14 protein-coding genes are annotated in these 17,997 nt (G+C 47.7%); 6 read left to right on the forward strand and 8 right to left on the reverse strand.

The genetic code is table 11. The annotated features are described in order from the left end of the window. The first annotated feature begins 9 nt into the window (after positions 1-9). The 4 genes from PTE_RS07475 (at position 10) to PTE_RS07490 (ending at position 2,564) form a co-directional block, all read left to right on the forward strand. A complete protein-coding gene (locus tag PTE_RS07475; RefSeq protein ID WP_036844597.1) occupies positions 10-531 on the forward strand; it encodes an Hcp family type VI secretion system effector in 522 nt (173 codons plus the stop codon). Between the two features lie 139 nt (positions 532-670). Beyond that, positions 671-1,660, forward strand: coding sequence for a type VI secretion system-associated FHA domain protein (locus PTE_RS07480; RefSeq protein ID WP_036844599.1), 990 nt, complete (start codon positions 671-673; stop codon positions 1,658-1,660). Positions 1,661-1,977: 317 nt separating this feature from the next. Beyond that, a complete protein-coding gene (locus PTE_RS07485) occupies positions 1,978-2,268 on the forward strand; it encodes a type II toxin-antitoxin system RelE/ParE family toxin (protein ID WP_051477251.1) in 291 nt (96 codons plus the stop codon). After that, entirely contained in the window at positions 2,265-2,564 is a 300-nt protein-coding gene (locus tag PTE_RS07490) for a helix-turn-helix domain-containing protein (protein WP_021324192.1), read from the forward strand. Before PTE_RS07485 ends, PTE_RS07490 begins: the two co-directional genes overlap by 4 nt. Before the next feature lie 864 nt (positions 2,565-3,428). Here the strand turns inward: PTE_RS07490 and tssH are convergent. From tssH to PTE_RS22725, 8 genes are all read right to left on the reverse strand, one after another. Beyond that, complete coding sequence (gene tssH / locus PTE_RS07495; RefSeq protein ID WP_036844603.1) at positions 3,429-6,053, reverse strand: type VI secretion system ATPase TssH; 2,625 nt, start codon at positions 6,051-6,053, stop codon at positions 3,429-3,431. 64 nt (positions 6,054-6,117) lie between these two features. Then, entirely contained in the window at positions 6,118-7,209 is a 1,092-nt protein-coding gene (gene tssG, locus PTE_RS07500) for a type VI secretion system baseplate subunit TssG (RefSeq protein ID WP_081738177.1), read from the reverse strand. Further along, a complete protein-coding gene (tssF, locus tag PTE_RS07505; RefSeq protein WP_036844605.1) occupies positions 7,206-9,074 on the reverse strand; it encodes a type VI secretion system baseplate subunit TssF in 1,869 nt (622 codons plus the stop codon). Before tssF ends, tssG begins: the two co-directional genes overlap by 4 nt. Positions 9,075-9,077: 3 nt before the next feature. Then, complete coding sequence (locus PTE_RS07510) at positions 9,078-9,611, reverse strand: GPW/gp25 family protein (RefSeq protein WP_051477253.1); 534 nt, start codon at positions 9,609-9,611, stop codon at positions 9,078-9,080. 3 nt (positions 9,612-9,614) lie between these two features. Beyond that, positions 9,615-10,250, reverse strand: coding sequence for a DUF3540 domain-containing protein (locus PTE_RS07515; protein WP_051477255.1), 636 nt, complete (start codon positions 10,248-10,250; stop codon positions 9,615-9,617). Between the two features lie 24 nt (positions 10,251-10,274). Beyond that, on the reverse strand, positions 10,275-11,333 hold the full coding sequence (locus tag PTE_RS07520) for a pentapeptide repeat-containing protein (protein ID WP_036844607.1): 1,059 nt from the start codon (positions 11,331-11,333) through the stop codon (positions 10,275-10,277). Continuing rightward, positions 11,330-13,879 (reverse strand): DUF2169 family type VI secretion system accessory protein, encoded by a 2,550-nt coding sequence (locus tag PTE_RS07525; protein ID WP_051477257.1) that lies wholly within the window; start codon positions 13,877-13,879, stop codon positions 11,330-11,332. The genes PTE_RS07520 and PTE_RS07525 overlap by 4 nt, the downstream gene beginning before the upstream one ends. A 21-nt stretch (positions 13,880-13,900) precedes the next feature. Beyond that, a complete protein-coding gene (locus PTE_RS22725; RefSeq protein ID WP_051477260.1) occupies positions 13,901-16,405 on the reverse strand; it encodes a type VI secretion system Vgr family protein in 2,505 nt (834 codons plus the stop codon). A 517-nt stretch (positions 16,406-16,922) separates the two neighbouring features. On the opposite strand from PTE_RS22725, the gene PTE_RS25440 reads away from it, so the two are divergent. Next, positions 16,923-17,150 carry a hypothetical protein gene (locus PTE_RS25440; protein ID WP_131601452.1) on the forward strand — a complete coding sequence of 76 codons (228 nt, stop codon included), beginning with the start codon at positions 16,923-16,925 and terminating at the stop codon, positions 17,148-17,150. A gap of 83 nt (positions 17,151-17,233) precedes the next feature. Further along, positions 17,234-17,491, forward strand: a complete 258-nt coding sequence (locus tag PTE_RS07535; RefSeq protein WP_110742832.1) for a DUF637 domain-containing protein — start codon at positions 17,234-17,236, stop codon at positions 17,489-17,491. Positions 17,492-17,997: the final 506 nt, after the last annotated feature.

The raw sequence follows: 17,997 nt of genomic DNA on the forward strand, positions 1-17,997 counted from the left end.
AATACGATTATGAATAACAGCATCTATTTAGATATCAAAGATATTTCCGGTGAATGCAAAGACAGCAATCACCCCAACGGCATTGATGTGCATACCTTTGAATGGAAGCTGTCACAGCCGGTAGAAACCGGTAGCGGCGGCGGTGGCGGAAGTGGAAGAGCTAAAGTTCATTCTTTGGTGGTCTATGCCCGTATGGATAAAGCAATGCCAACGTTAATGCAGAAATTAGCGCAGGGGGCACATCTTCCTGAAGTGAAATTAACTATGCGCAAAGCTGGAGGAGAACAACAGGAGTTCACCACCATTACGTTGGGCAGTGCATTACTTGATAGCATCGAACTGGTTGATTTTAACCGCGATATTCCGCATCTGACAGAAGGTTCAGCTGCCATTATGCCCGGCACTATCGGTGTGAAATACAGCTTCTCACCGAATATTGCCAAAGTAGTTTATAAGGAACAGGATAACGAAGGAAAAAGTGGCGCTGAGGTGGAATTTAATTGGGATACCCAAAAGAACATCAGTAAATAATAAAATACTCACTGACAACTAAGTCAGTAAAAAAATAACCTCCCGCCCGGAATACGATATGTTCGTGTCCATTAGGATACTGCATACTTTTTTGTGGCGGAAGGTTAAGTGATGACTCAAGATAATAAGCGACGTTGTTATGAAAATAACCCTTGTCAATATTCCATCAGACAAGGGGATAGAAAATAGTAGTCATATTTTCTATCCTCCAGGTGGAACTATCGGTACCAGCGAAAATAATCATTTTGTATTACCAAATCCGAACGGTTGTATTTCGGCATTACAAGCCAGTGTACATATTTCTACCCAAGGTGCCTGCACTATTACTAATATTGGAACTGCTTTCATGATGATTAATAATATTCCATTAGCGCGTGGAGAAACCACCTCTCTGCAAGAAAATAATCAGCTCCAGATTGGCGACTATAACCTGATCGTCAATGAAATAGAGACAGCAAAAGATCATTTTGCCGAACAGGAAATGACAACCAATTTTTCCGGGGCGCTATGGGAAGAATTAAATGAAACAGCGCCCACAGAAAAAAGTTCAGAAACACGCGATCAACTTTCTCCAGCAGATTTTATGTTACCGGAACAAAGGACAGAGCCCACGCTATCCCTTGATCAACTCGCTACACGCTCCATCGATCCAATACAACTTTTTACGGCCCAACGTCATAGTGCCGGCAGTCATCCCCTGTTTCAACAGCCCCCTCGCCTTTCTGTCACACCGCTACAGTTATGGGAAGAACAAGTAAAACAACTTGATCCGTTATGTTTGTTCCAGAAAGAGCCGCCAACAGCGACAGCCAACGACATGACTGCACCACAGACATATCAAATACCGGACGGGCATGAGCAGGCAATGAAAGAAGCGCTTTTTTATTGTCTTAACGCCATCATCAGTCGCTTTGACCCATCCTATGACGAAAACAGCGTCCCTGCGGCATACTTCTGGCACATGAATGGCACGCAGCACCGTAAAGCAAAGTTATGGGATAACTTTACTGACCGCTATCAACAAACCGCCGAAGAGATACGTCAACAGTCGCCAACACTATTCAACGCTTTTTTTCTTAGTGTTTACCAACAGAAGCTGAATGCTGCTTTCGACAGCAGCGATGATTAATAAAACGGGCGATAATTTTGTTCCATTAATGATGCCACTATCATAGTCAGCCTCTGAGAAATATCGTCCTTGAGGCATAGGTATCTACACAATAGAGATACGGCCAGACTCACAGGTGTTTCGGAGAGAACGGTGATCTGAGTAGTGAGGAATGCTAAACAAGGCACGGAGATCGGTGAAAAGTGGCAAAAGGGTTGAAAATATAAGCCATGGCTTATATTATATAACATAAGTTATAGCTTATGAGGATTGGATTTTGTGGGCAGTAGTTTTAACCTCAAGGTTTTAACACTTGGTTGCAAGAGCAAGAAGAAGGGATGCAGGAAAAGGTGCTGGCCGATCTGACTAACCTTGAAATATATGGCCCGAAACTATCCCGCCCTTATGCCGATACAGTAAAAGGCTCCAGACATAACAACATGAAAGAGCTACGCATACAGTATTCAGGTCGTCCGGTACGCACATTCTTTGCTTTCGATCCCAAACGACAAGCCATCGTGCTGTGTGCCGGTGACAAAAGTAACGACAAACGGTTTTACGATACGATGATCCGCATTGCGGATGAAGAATTTACCGCACATTTAGCCGCGATGGAGGAAAAGAAATGAAAACATTACGTGATGCTATAGCTGCCCGTTCGCCAGAGAGCCAAGCCCGAATTAAAGAAATGGCGGAAGAAATGATTCTGGAAACTGGATTACAGCTAATGCGGGAAGAATTGCAATTATCACAAAAGTCCTTGGCAGAAACGATGGGAGTAAGCCAACCAGCCATAGCTCAAATTGAGCAAAGAGGTAATGACGTTAAGCTGGCAACACTGAAACGTTATATTGAAGCGATGGGCGGGAAACTGAGTCTGGCCGTTGAACTGCCCGAAGGAGGTGGACGGATATTCCATATCTGAATGTATCCAAATAGGTGACCAGTCTTATCTTAACGGTCATCTCACCTTGTGCCAGGGTGTCATCGTCCACGGTGTCCCCCTTGGTTCCTCAGCCCGCCCACGATGTTGCTGATCCTGGAAGTGTTCCAATAAATGCTCCCACTGGCCTATAGACCACAACGGAAGAAATAGCGTTGCAGCGTCTGGATGAGTTTATTGCTATATGGGATGGTGGTTATCCGCAAATCAGCCGAAATTGGAGAGCAAGCTAGCTGAATCTATCCACATTCTTCGCTTACTCGACCGACATTTGCATTTTTCCTGATGCTCACAACTCTAAGAAACCGTATGAATTAAGCTCTTCTATCAGTGGCCCTTCTGTTGAAAACAGGAAGTACGGCTGTTAGTACTAAACCCTGGCTCAACCAAGAACAGATCAATGGTAGGATTTCAGGAATGCGAAGGTTTTCAAAAGAGGTTTCCCAAAAGGAAGCCTCTTTTGATCCATTTCGCCTTTACTTGCCCAATTAAGTTTTTCCGCCAACAAGACCTGTGTTTTACTATTTATATGACTTTTCGATACTTATTCTTCATAATATTTCACGGTCAGTGACTATGTACTAATACGTTTAATACCAACACCTACTTCCTGATTAAATACAAAATACTTTACAAATTCTTCTTCCATCTATTTAAACAATAACCAGCATGAGAATACTGAAACCCCACCTTAAAAAGTTTGCCAAGTAAAGATGCCGGTAAGTACAACATAAGTGGCGATCATTGCTTGCATGCGTAAACTACTCGTCATGCTTAATGCGATGATAAAAACAAATAAGCCGTGAGACAAATCCATTCACACGGCTTAAGTTGAAAGACAATTGCTCAACAAAAATGACACTGAAATACCGCATTTTCCCAAATCACATCTAATTGTGAATAATGCTGGTTCTCCATCGTTGCGGTAAGCAACCTGCGACTTATCCGCGGCAACAAAATATTTGTAATGATCGAATCGATCCTGCGGGCACCTGATTCCTGTTCCATACAACAGGCCATAATCTGTTGCGTCACACTGTGGTCAAATTGTGCCTCAATCCCATAATTTTCCCACAGACGTTGTACTATCCGCGCCAATTGCAGTTGCACAATATTTTCCAGTACTTCGTTACTCAATGATAAAAAAGGAATGATCGTCAGACGGCCAAGCAGAGCGGCGGGAAACGTCCGTAACAGTGGTTGACGTAACTGTTGCGTCAGCGTTTCCACATCCGGCAAACCCTCCTGCCGGGTACAAGCCCTGATAACTTCCTGACTGCCAATATTCGAGGTCAATATGATCAGCGTATTACGGAAATCAATGCGACGGCCTTCACCGTCTTCCATCCAGCCTTTATCGAATACCTGAAAAAACAGTTCATGCACATCAGGATGTGCCTTTTCCACCTCATCAAGTAACACCAGACTATATGGACGTCGTCGAACCGCCTCCGTTAACACACCACCTTCACCATAGCCGACATATCCCGGCGGTGCCCCTTTCAAGGTTGATACGCTGTGTGGCTCCTGAAACTCACTCATATTGATGGTAATCAGATTCTGCTCACCACCATACAGACTTTCAGCCAACGCCAGCGCCGTTTCGGTCTTCCCGACCCCGGAAGGGCCACATAGCAGAAATACCCCCACAGGTTTATTGGGATCACCCAGATGGGCACGCGCTGTACGCACCCGTTCACTGATAATACTTAACGCATGTTGTTGACCAATCACCCGCTGCCCAAGGCTGTGTTCCAGATTCTGGACAACATTGATCTCATTCTTCACCATCCGGCCAAGCGGAATACCGGTCCAATCCGCAACCACAGCAGCAACGCTGTGTGCGTCCACCGCGACCGCAATTAATGGCTGCTCCCCCTGCAATAAACTCAACTGTTGCCGGCAATCCTGTAATTGTGCCTGCCAGACCAAACGCTGTGCATCATCCGTCGGTATTTCATCACCAGAAATCAGTTGCTGGCGTAAACTGATAATTTGTTGAGCCAACGTCATTTCATCCTGCCAACGCTGTGCCATTTGCTGCTCTTCTGCCTGCAATTGATGGCGCTGGTCGTCAAGTTTTGCCAAGCGAGCACAATGATCACCACCCAGTTGCTGCTCACGGCAGACAATCTCATATTCAATCTGGAGTGCATCAAGCTGACGATGATAATCTTCCAATACCGCCGGCAGACTGTGCTGGCTGACAGCTACCCGTGCGCAAGTGGTATCAAGCAGGGCGATGGCTTTATCGGGCAACTGGCGAGCCGGGATATAGCGATGGGAGAGCGATACCGCGGCTTCCAATGCCTCATCCAGTAATAACACGCTATGATGCTGTTCTAGCTTTGCGGACAGACTGCGTATCATCTGTAAAGCCTGCGCTTCGTCCGGCTGTTCGACCTGCAACACCTGAAAACGTCGCGTTAGTGCCGGATCTTTTTCAATATGTTTTTTGTATTCCCCCCAGGTAGTCGCACCAATGGTACGCAACTGTCCACGCGCCAGTGCCGGTTTCAACAAGTTAGCCGCGTCACCCACCCCTTGCGCCCCTCCAGCGCCAATCAACATATGAATTTCATCAATAAACAGAATAATGGGAACCGAACTTTGCTGAACTTCATTAATGACCGCCTGTAAACGCGCCTCAAATTCTCCCTTCATTCCGGCACCTGCCGCCAAACGGCCAATATCCAATGACCAAAGCTGAACATGGCACAATGACGGCGGCAAATCACCCGATGCAATGCGTAGCGCCAATCCTTCCACCAGCGCCGTTTTACCCACCCCCGCCTCACCGGTAATCAGCGGATTGTTCTGCCTGCGGCGCAGCAGAATATCAACCAGTTGGCGGATCTCTTTATCCCGCCCGACAACCGGATCAATTCGCCCGGCTCGCGCCAATGCGGTCATATCCTGCGCATAACATTGCAACGCACTCTCTGACGCCGGTTGGCGATTTTCAGCCTCTGCCATTGTTTTCTGAGAACTGTTTTCCGTACTGTCATGCAGGATGCGATTCAAATCCTGTGCCAAACTTTCTGCGTTAATACAGGCAAACTGAGCAGAAATAGCTAACAGATGCTGACGCAGATTAAAGGTGGTTAACAATGCCAGCAATAGATGTGCACCACGAATCTCGTCTGACACAAAGGTAACTGAACTACACACCCAAGCCCGTTCCACTGCCTCGTCAATATGGGCAGAGAGATCAGAAATCGCGCTGGCTCCGCGCGGCAATGCATCCAGAGAGCGAACGATATCCTGTGCCATTTGCTGCTCATCCAGTGCAAAGTGGCCTATGATTTGTTGCAAATCACCCGCCTTCTGCTGCATCAGTTGATGCAACCAGTGCGCCAATTCAACATAAGGATTGCCCCGCAGTTTACAAAATACGCTGGCGCTTTCCAGAGCACTAAACAATGGCGGATTAAGTTTATTAAACAGTGACTGGCGATTGATATCCGACATAGAACCCTCGTCCATATTGATAGAAAAGAAAAATAGAAAAGAAAACAGGTGCAGTCTGCTATGACTACGCAGCGTTATCCGGACGGAAACAGAGATCACTGCGATCGTGATGGGAGATGTTAAATCCTAACCAACAACTCTGCCCCAGCGACTGATGGCCTCCTAATGAACATCCCTGATAATATTGATGATCCAGCGTGATTCTGAGCTTCCAAGTATATTCAAGGCCGACATAACCCCGAACCCAGTCACACAATTGCCGGAGATCATCACAATTGGATGTTGTAAACCGTGAAGATGGCAAAAAACGCTGATATGCCGACCAAGAGAGCGGGCCAAGTTCCAGACAAAATGCATATTGCACATCAGCCACAGCGATACCGAGACGAGCAGTATTCCCTAACCGGGCACCGCCATGACCGTTATGCAACCGCAACTGTTCATCACGGTCAATCGCCAGCCAGTGAAACTGATTTTCATGTAACGTCACCGGCAAGCCAAAGTGGTAACGCAGTAAACACAGCAAACCATCTTTATTACGCGGATAGCGGCTCAGGTGCCCGGCCATATAGTGATGTGTCCGCTCCTGCCGGAGGCGGTAACCTGAAACGTGACCCATGCCGATCAGGCTGGCAAAAAAATGGTCGAAACGGTGGTTGTCACTACGATCAAAGGAGAGACAAGGCTGGGCATCCGCCCATGCCCGCCAGAATAGCGTTATCAAACGATGCTGAAACAGATTGAAAAAGGCACTCAGAGCATAATCTTTATGTTGCTTCTGACGTTGCCAGGCAAATTCTGTGACATGTAAAGGCAGAGGGCCATTCGGGCCAAACAGACCAAAGTTATTGATATTAATCTGATAGTGGATGCCATCTGGATAAGGCACGATAGCCGCAATTTCTGCCGGCGCAAAGTACAATGCCGGCTGTTGCCCCAGACGCAATGGCTCATAGCGCGGTAAAGGTGAACGCCCCAATGGATAAGGTGCGCCTGACTGTGCATCAATACGCCGCAACAACTGAAACAGATCGAAATCCCACGGCGCTTTTTCTCTTGCTGTCCAAAAATGATCACCAAGTGCAGATGACGCGGTATGCGCTTTCTCCCCGGCCTGTACGATCTGATTGTCGGCATGTATAGCGAATATCTTCATAGCAATGCCCTCACGCCGTCACACCCCGACCAGAACCCGATCGTTCCCCGCTGCACACTGGACAACGTCGTTTCGGCAAAACTGTTCACCGTCACCAAACGGCTAAACAGGTGCGCCAGAACACTCCCCATTAACCAAGGGGATCGACCAGAAAATGCCTGTTCGTCTACCTCCAACTGCACACTAATTCCACGTCGAAACAGTGGCATACCAGTCATATGACGATGTTGCGCTTGCAATCGACAACACCGGATACCACTAATCTGCTGTGCAATAACCGCATCCGCCTGACTGGCATGAAAACGTAATAGCCGCCGTAATTCCGTTTCACCCTGTTCAGTGGCGCAATCCTGCAAACTAAAGTAGTTAAGCTGTAACTGATTGATCAACTGCCAGCAAACCCGGCTCTCTGCCAGAGCCGGGCGGGGTTCACTGGGACCTTTGCGCAACCGCACCGCAGAGACGGGAACCGAATCCTGCATCACCAGGTTCTCCTGAGCCTGTCGTTGCAGCAATAGCGGCAGATCACGGTTGGTACACAGAACTTCCGCACTGAGGTATTTCAAATCACTGCGCCAGGGCGGATGATGCTCATCCGCCAGAGAGAGATAAACCTCACTGCCAAGATAATCAGAACGCATACCATAGCGGTTCATATTCTGTGGCAGCAAACGTGATTCACGGCGGATAGAAAAATACCCCGCATTAACCAATGCATCATCATGCGGCGTGTGATAAAGCGGATGAAAAATATAGCGCTCGTCACCGTCATGCTGGCTACCAATACCGCGTAATGCTGTGACGGAAAAAACCTCATAATCAAGCGGACGCATGTTATCAACCACCACATGGTATTCATGTTGCTGCTCATTGATCGTCATCGGTTCGGCAGTACGCGGAAAAAGATTGATGACAGGGGTACAATGCAAAGCCAGATGGCTAATATCCACCACCTTTTCCAATTGTGGCGAACGCACATCCAACAAGATCTGAATTTCCAAGCACTGTCGCTTGCCTGCCTGTGCCAGCAGTGGCTGTAAACCACTAATGCTGAAAAACTGGAAACGGGCCGGAAAAGCAAAGTATTCCTGTAACAAGCGATACGCTTCGACATTGCGCAAATCAACCGGCAATAATGCCTGCTCAGGAGCAAAGCCCTCATGACACAATGCCTGTGGCGGTAGCAATAACCGTTGCACCGAACTGCCGGGAATATGGCACAACACCCCCTGACAGTGCGCCATCAATAATTCCAGCAGTTGTAAGGCGGGAACATCACCGCCACTGAGGTAGAACATCAGCTCATCACATTGCAATTCGCCCAGTGACACATTATCAAAACACGATAGTTGAATACGCAAAGCACCCTGTACCTCAGCACCACCAAACGCGGAAAGAGGGATATCCGCAGGTACACCGCCCAACTCTACCAGTGATAAACGCAACGGCTGCAAGCTCACATCCTGTGCTGTACGGTAACGGCAACTGAGTCCCTTTTTTTTCAATGCCGGGTTTTCCATCAGTGAACCACGAGGCACCAGAAAACCTTTACTCAGATCCCCTTTAGTGGGGTCGGGCTGTAATTCCACAATTGCCATTGAAGGCAAACCCGCAAGATAGTTAGGATAAAGCGCTTCCAGTAACTGGGCGGAGAAACGCGGAAATTCAGCATCCATCTTGAGCTGAATACGCGAAGTCAGAAAAGCGACGCCCTCCAGCAAACGCTCAACGTAAGGATCGGTCACTTCATTGCCCTGCATCCCTAATCGCCCGGCCACACCAGGATAATGGCGAGCAAACTCATCCCCCATTTCACGCAACCATGCCAGCTCACGGTTGTAATACTCCAGTAGTTTTTCATGCATGATTTACCCTCCATCCACCAGCTCAAAACGCCCGTTTTCCAGATCAACATGGCTGCTGAAAGTAAATGCTAATGGGCGGGGAGAACCCCGCAAATGCCCCCGGATTTCAAAGCAGAGAATATTGTGAACATCCAGTTCCTGATTACCCTGCATACCCGTGATAATTAATTCCTGCGGCATAATGCGCGGTTCGAAATAAATAATGGCTTCACGTATCGTGTACTCAATACTTTCCCAGCTCACCTGAGAAACAAACTTTCCCGCCAGTGCCCGGATACCAAAATTCAAGGTACTGGTACTAACATTCGGCCATGATGAGAGATCAGTGCCAGAGGAATAATGGTCGCAGTTAAATAGCGCCTGCAAATTATGCAGTACTGACAGACGATACTGCCGGACGCAGCCGCCATACGATACCTCTTCCCGGCCATTGCCGTTTTCTGTCAGACGTTCAAGCAACATAGGAAAGGTCTGATAACCGGTATATATCGCCGAAGCTCTGCGTTCTCCGGTGTTTTTCTCTGATATTCTGCTCATCGTTCAGCCTATATGAATCTGTTCAGAGTCCACTTTTGTCACCGCCTGCGAGGTAATAATGGTATTACGTGCATGCAAACGGACATAATCACGGGCCTGACAATCCAGTTGCCCAACACGCACATGTTCTGTCTGTTCGACCTTACGCAATACGCGCTGGCTAATTTGCACCACGGTTTTCCACAATGCTTCCACGCGCCGGCCAAGCAAACAGGCCACATTGACCCACGCCGTCAACTCATCACCGCTGTAACGCATATGGGTAATATGACAATCACTCTGTTGCGCTGTGATCTGTACAGATTGACTATCAATACTGATCTGTTCAGCGCTATGGAGCATCAGCTCTCCTTGCGGAGCGATATGCAAATCCCCCGGAACACTGAGCGTCACCGGCTGCTGTTCATCAGCGCGGCTTAACACCGCCAGCACCCATAGCCGCTGGCTATCGTCACTGCAAATCAGCACCTCGTCACTGATCTGTGGCATCAGCAAACAACTTATGGCAACACTGCATTGCCAGCCACGCTGCTGATACTCCACGATCACATCCCCTATTGGCAATGTATTGACGACTTGCCCCACGGCCTGTTGAGGAAGATTAATCTCTAATGGAAATGCTTTTTGTGTTGCGTTCATAGGATAACCTCATGATTAATAGCGCTAACTGCGCGCACTCCACGTCTCTGCCGCAAACAGTGCGTCATCTTGTTCCAAAATGCCCTGACGATCGGAAAATTGGCTGCCCCGCTGGCAGGCCCGGTGCATCAACGTGCGCTTAAAACGCGCCTGACGCAGATCAGCATTACTGATATCCGCCCAACTGAAATCGGCATAGCTCAAATCGCAGGCCACAAGAAAACAGCCATCCGCTTGCGCATAGCGCCACTGGCTTTGTACTAACGTGCTATGGGAGAAATCAGCCTGATGCAGACGGGCAGCAATAAACTGCCCGTGATTGATTTTTGCCTGTCGGCACTGTGCTTCACGTAAATCACTTTCAATAAACAACGCGCCTTCGGCCTGTACCTCATTCAAACAGGCACCGCGTAACGATGCACCTTTAAAACAGCTTTGCGTCAATATCGCCTGCCGGAAATCGGCGTGATCCAGCCGGTTATCGGTAAACTGGCAGGCCAAAAAGGTCAGCCCCTGAAACTGTCCTTTGCGCAGATCGCAATGTGCAAACACCCCCCGTTCAAAATAACTGCCTGTAAAGGTGATCTTGCGCAGATCCATGCCGAACAGCGTCAAGCTCTGGCAACGGCAGTTATGCATAACGCCATGACAAATGTCACTGTCATGCAGTATGACTTTATCAAGCGTGCTATCGATAAAACGCACACGATTAAGATGGGAAGCGATGAAATAGGTACGGCCAAGATCGACATTTTGCAAAGAAAGTTGTTCCAACTGGCAGTCATTAAAGATGCAGTTATCCAGATGAGCGAGATCAAAACAGGCTTGCGACAAGATACATTGCTGAAACGAACACCCTTTCAGCGTCATTCCCTGAAAAGAGACAGATGATAGCTGACACTGCTGAAATACAGTTTCATCAAGCCGGCAATAACTGAAATCAACGCTGTCAAAGACAACATTGATAAACACCATACCGGCAAGATCTCTCCCTGCCAGCAAATCACTCGTCAGGCATGTATCTTGAATAATTTCCCCTTGCGAAATCAGCGCACTCAATTGTTCTGAGGTTAAAGTTTTCATATTAATTTCCCGCCGGCACAAGGCAGGGTTTTGCACTGATCAAGCAGAGCACCCTGTAACTGAGTATTCACATCAACACTGGATTGAGAAATATCGGCACGAAACAGATTGGCACGACGCAAATCCGCTCCGGCTAAATGAGACTTTTGCAGTAATGCCCCCATCAGATTGGCGTCTTGCAAAAAACTATTGGTCAGCCGGGTACGAATGAACAGAGAATGACAGCCATTAACGGCGCGCATTTGGGCAAAACTGAGATCCGCTTCGCTAAAATCACAGTTCTGCAATATGGCCTCTGAAAAATCAGCCGCTTCAAGCACGATGAGGCGGAAGTTACAACTGGTCAGCCGCGCATGCTGGAACAGACCGGCACGAATATGAGTTTTACCGGTAAACACACAACTTTCTAAATGTGCATGCTGGTATTGGGCATGATCCAGTGCGCTGTCCAGAAAAGTACAACTCTCCATCACGGCATGGTTGAAACGTACCGCAGTAAAACCACCATTGATGACCGTCATACGCGTCAAATGCGCATGACTGAAATCCAACTCTTCCGGCGTCAGATCCATAAACAGGCAGTTTTCCAGTCGTGCCTGAAAGAAGTGACAATGATGCAGCGTACACTGCCGCAACAAAATATCACTCAAAGCAGCCTGGGAAAAATCACACATGACCAGTTCAGCCTGCTCCAGCGACACACCACCAAGGCATGCTCCGGTAAAATAACTGTTATGACACCGTGCTCCAATCAGGGAGGCATTATCCAGACAAGCGGCCTTTAGCGAAGTATTGTTCAATGAAGCATAAGCCAACATAGCTTCACTCAGATCGGCTTCATCCAAACAACAGTTATCCAGATTGGTATTTTCTAACAGAGTACGCTGTAAATTGGCCTGACGAAGATCCAAACCAGAAAGATCCGCGCCGGTCAGATCCATACCACTCAGATCCCGTTTTGTTGCCATGCAAGCGATCACATGACGACGTAACACTTCCGCCTGATCACCTTGCAACCGCGCAGCCGGCGGCCGCGTATCCGCTGATAGCCGATACATCTGATGTAAACTACGGTGCGTGCGTTTCAGTGCCTCCGGTGTCTGGGATCCCGGCGTTTTTTGTGACTGCTTGTATAACAGATCCAGCATACGGTAGTAGCTTGCAGGGCCAGCCGGGGAAGTACTGGCTCGTTCAGCCGCCGCATACGCAGCATTTTTTTGCTGAACCCGCTGTTGTATACGTTCTGCCTGTCTCTCCAGGCTGGCAACCAGATCCGGTAATTGATCGGCAGTCAGTGCTTTTCCCTCTTTCTGCGGCAACTCGGCAAGCAGTTGATTGATATCCTGCTGTTGCCCCTGGCTTCTCGCCTGATGCTGTCGGCGCAAATAGATTTCACGCCTTGTCATAGTCTCCGCCAACGCACTGGGCGTAACCTGTACGTCATTATCTATCCAAGGCGCAATCAGGCTTTCATCCATCAAATCCTGCTCCCGTAGAGTAAAAAGAGCGCCCTTCTCTTTCTCTGCCCGTTGCGCCATCACATGCTGATAATGGGCAACCGGGCGCTCTGACTGTGCTAACTCCATTGCCACCAGAATTTGATGTACATCCACAGCATCATCTTCATTAATCGGGCAAGCACCATGCCAAATAAGCACCATCCGTTCCAAATGAGGCATAAACCATACCGTGGTAGCACGTAAATGGATCTCCTCAAGGCGCATTTCTTCACCACGCTGGCGGGTAATAAAACAGCGAGCCTGCCAGCGCGGTAACGTTCCCTGTTGTACCGTCTGAGTTGGATGCATATTCCAAATACGCCAGGTGGCGCCCGACGGCAAAGCGGGTTTCCCATCCCACCATTGATCCTGCCCGGCCATATTGAATAGGTGCCAGTCTGTATCACGGGCAAAGCCGGGGAATTCATGCGCCAGCCACTGCTTATCGTATTTTTTCCCCATTAAACGACTGCGTTGCGGCCAACTAAAATCCAATGGTGCGAAACTGGCGGGCTGAACACGCTGGTGCACTGAATGCAGAAGTTGATCGGGATGTTCGACGTTAGGTAATAGATGCCACAATATCCCGTCACGGGTAATAGGTTCATCTCCCTTACCTAATGGATTTTCCGCAATACGGCTACCGCCGAACGCATTTTTCCAATCAAGGTGCATCTTCTCGAACGGCTGGGGCGATGAAGGATGTCCGTTCTGCCAGTAGCGATCACCAAACACCATCAAACTTTTTTCTTTATCGGCAACCTGAATTCTCACCATGCAAGCCTCTTTTTGCTGCTGATGGTTTGTCCAGGCGTAACCGGTAGCAAAAAATTCCGCACAGGGTTTAGGAATAGAAAGATCCAGCACCCCACCGGTACTTTGTAACTCTTGCGCAACCAATTGCCACAGCTCCGGTTCCGGCCTGATTTGTGGCGAATCACTCATATCCGTCAGCGCCATCACAGCCACCCCCAGATAGTTTTGCTGCTGCCAGCGCCACGGACGATGCAAAACGCCCAGTCGCAGAGGTTTCATGATTTTCATCATCGGTTCTCCTATCTTGGTACGTCAGATAAAAATACTTAAACCGCTGAGGCTCAGATTCAGTGCCACGGCATTGATATTTATCTGGCCCATACTGAGGCTAAGGGTACTGGTTGACATATGCAGGGTGGTATTACCGATGTTCAGCATGTTATTCGACATCACCACGCCTTCATTTTTCATGGCAACAGAAGAGTTGGTATAGTTGAGCATATTGACACTTTCCGTCGTGCCACAGACGGTCAAAGTATTGCCGGCATGAGTTTCTATATGGCCTTCAATTTTATGCACCATATCTTTGGTTTCGATGCACACTTCACCGCCACAGTTAAGATGAGCATCAGCATCCGCCTGAATTTTCAGGTTATCTTTAACATGCTCTTGCCAGCTACCCGCAATACTCCGTGTTACCGCTCCCTTAATTTCTACTTTTTGATCTTTATCCACGCGCTGCTGATCAACGCCATTTATCTCAACATTGACACCTTTCTTATAAATCACTGAGGTCGGGATTTTCTGCTGCTGTTGCTGTTCCGATGCTTTCTGATCCGCGGCTTCCTCAGGTGTCAATCCCTGTAATGTCGTTAACTTCTTCTGCGCCTGATTATCGGCATCACTGCTTTCTTTGTTGAGATACAGGCTGTCGCCATAGATTATTTGCTTACCGGCATCGAACAGGATATTGCCCCGCGCATGATGGCTGATGTTTCCTCCGGCATGCTGGCTGATACTCTGGCTGGCCTGCGTCTCTGATTTACCATGGACACGTTCATACTTGCCACCGGCAATAAAATCCGCACGCCCACCGGCAGCAATAATGGCCGTTTTCCCCAACCGGAAAGTTTGCATATCCGGCATCATTTTCAGGGTATTGCACATACCATGATGTTTGAGATGAGTTTCGCCTTTTATCTCCTGGGCTAAGACACCATCGACAGTGATATTTTTATCGTGCTCAACAGAGATATTCATGTCGCGTTCAGCGTGCATGGTGAATGATTCACGCCCCGGCGCATCTTCGAGAAACAGAAAACTGGCATTTTCTACCCCTCCTTTCTTGCTGCGGCTCATAAACCCCATCCGGGTAGCATCATCGGGTAGCTGCCAGGGCGGCATACACTCCTCGTTGTAAACCCGTCCAGTGACCAGCGGGCGATCCGGATCGCCGTTAATAAAATCAACCACCACCTCTTCACCGATCCGGGGGATCTGTAAGCTGCCATATTTCCAACCGGCCCAACTGCTGGAAACACGCACCCAACAGGAACTTCGATCATCCGGATGACCGTATCTATCCCAGCGGAATTTCAATTTGACGCGACCGTACTTATCGGTCCAGATGCTTTCTCCCGCCGGACCAGCGACTTCCGCCGTTTGGGGGCCACAGGTTTTCGGCCAGGGCGTTATTCGCTGCGGGCGCCAGACAACATCAGCCGGTACCGCGTGGAATGCAGCCCGGAACGGCCCTTTGTCCTGAGGAATCCCATTCGACTCGTCATACAGCGTACAGTCATACAGCTCATATTCCACATGAGTCACCAGAAAAGACGGTGTATCAGGTGGACAAGGGTTGTTTTGCAGGGTAAAAGTGCATCCCGGAGCCAATCCACACGCCGTCGTATTGCCGTACATCTGCTGCTGCTGCGCTTCAAACGCTTGTTGACGGATTTGCGCATAAAACTGACCGTGCTGATTATCGATATAACGTCCCGGCCATTCGAAAACATCCGCCTTATTAACCGCAAACGACGCAGGATTGCTGCACACTTCCAATAAATGCGCCCGAGGCTTGCGAAAATCGTAATCATCCAGTGTATACACTCGCGGCGTAATTTCCTGTGCTGTACTCCAGCACATAATACCTTCCTGATGATCAACAACGCCGGGCTGTGCAGCTAAATAGGGAATATGAGCATAGTCATCGTTAAATGGACGATGTGCATTTGGCGAATCAGCCAGAATTAAAGTATGTCCCTTTTCATGATGACTGAAATAATAGTAGATGCCTTCGTGTTCCATTAATCGACTGATAAAGTCAAAAGCACTTTCCTGATATTGGACACAATACTCCCATTGACGATAATGGCTACTGAGACGGTTTTCTATATTGATATGATATTCTGCCAATAGCGCGGCAATAATATCCGGCACACTCTGTCCCTGCCAAATACGACAGTCACGGTTTTGTGTCAAATACCATAAGGAAGGATGCAGAGTGAAAATATATAATTTATCGTTTTCTTCCTGTAAATGATGTCCAATATATTCAATACGTGTAATATCACCATGCAGGAAGCGAGAACCGCCCTGTGCCAACGGGATCTCCAGAGCCATACTCTTACCTAATAATGACTTCATATCGAGATCATTACGTGTACAAAGAAACTCTACTTTAAACTGATACAGCTGCGACAATGATTCACTACCCGTTAATTTTCTGAAATACAATCTGTCGCCATCAGAAGTATTAAGCGGTATATGCGCAATAATGCGGACATCTGTACGATAATCGGATGTATGACTCGCCATAATCTTCTCCAATAAAACAGGCCCGTATCACTGTCACGGAGCGACACCAGCGCTGACATTCTCAGGCGATCATAAGCTTGATTGGTCCAAGCAGAATATCAGGTGATAACATGAAATTTATGATGGGAAACTCTCACTCGCAGCACGGTTAATAGCTTTCGTTGCAATACCTGCGCTGACAGCAACTATCTGTCATCAGTGCCTGCGAGATGATAGATACCCGCAAAGTGTTCAATCTGGGATTCGGTACAGACATTACATGATGAATGTCTCTCTGGATACAGAAAAACGATGTGAGGCCCGTATCGCCACTTTCCAGCATTTAATACATCGAATTCCCCATTATCAGGATTAAACAACCCGATTTTGATCACATTTCGTACTATCCATTCAGACAGACAAATAATCACACATTAGAATAGTTTTCTTATGTCACTATCAAATTATCAATATTTTCTATGGAAAGATTACCGTTTTATCACCAAAGCCCGATTAACTTAAGAAAAGAGAAAGTACGATGGATAAGCGCAACACCCCGGTGATCAGGGCCACGAGTTATCTTTTAATTTACCTTACCGCCGTTTATCCCCTTCATCCGGCTATCGCCGCCGGCATACTCAATGCCGGGCAACAAGTCACATTAAGCGCCGGTCACGATATCGATATGTCCCGTCCCCCCCACGTCAGAAAGCCTGTTGCGTGTCGCCGATTTAGCGGGATCCATCACCCAAATCACTGCGGGTGATCAGCTGCAACTCAATGCGGGGGGCGATATCGTGGGCAGGATAGCCCGATGAAGATCAACACTACCGGTATGCAACCGGTGCCATCAACGCCGCCCACAATCTCACCTTAACGGCGACAGGTAACCTGTTGACATCCGGCACAAATTTAACATCCGGCAGTGATATGCGGCTTTCCGCAGGTGGGGATGTGCGTTTTGAATCGTTATTGAACCATATCGGTAACCAGATGAATGCGGAAGGGGCCAAACTGATTGGGGATAACGGGGAAACTCTGGGTGTGCCGGGTAAAACCGCTGGATTAGCTGCAATACACCGGATAAAACATTCAACAACTCAATGAAAACTCAGGCAGTAAAACTATTCGATATAGAACAGGTGTCGTTATAACTGATTGACTGGATGCCTCCTATTTGGGATCCATTGAGAAATAGAATCGACAAAAGACGAGATTGAGTAATATCACTACAATACTCGGAATGAGAATCGCTTCACAGATTTGTCATCTTTTTAATATGGTGAACTTTCTCTTTTTACTTGTTTTCCCTTTTTGGTCGATCGGCAAGCTGTTTTTTCAGTGATTAGTGAGCTAAGGGTAAAAAAACAGGTATCCATTAATCCCAGATTTTGAAAAGGCACAGAGTTACTAAAAACGGCTTATTCTCTATCATGTTTAATGTATTTTATCGACAATGCTATCTTCCGCTTATTTTACATTTACCTAACCTGCCATGACCATTTAAAAGCACGAAAACAGAGATATTAAAGCTTTTATATAAAATACGGATTTAACCATTAACAAAAAACTTAAAATAAATCAACGAGAAAAAGAATATTATCCGAAAAACA

This window comes from Photorhabdus khanii NC19 (assembly GCF_000517265.1).
GTDB classification, from domain to species: Bacteria; Pseudomonadota; Gammaproteobacteria; order Enterobacterales; family Enterobacteriaceae; genus Photorhabdus; species Photorhabdus khanii.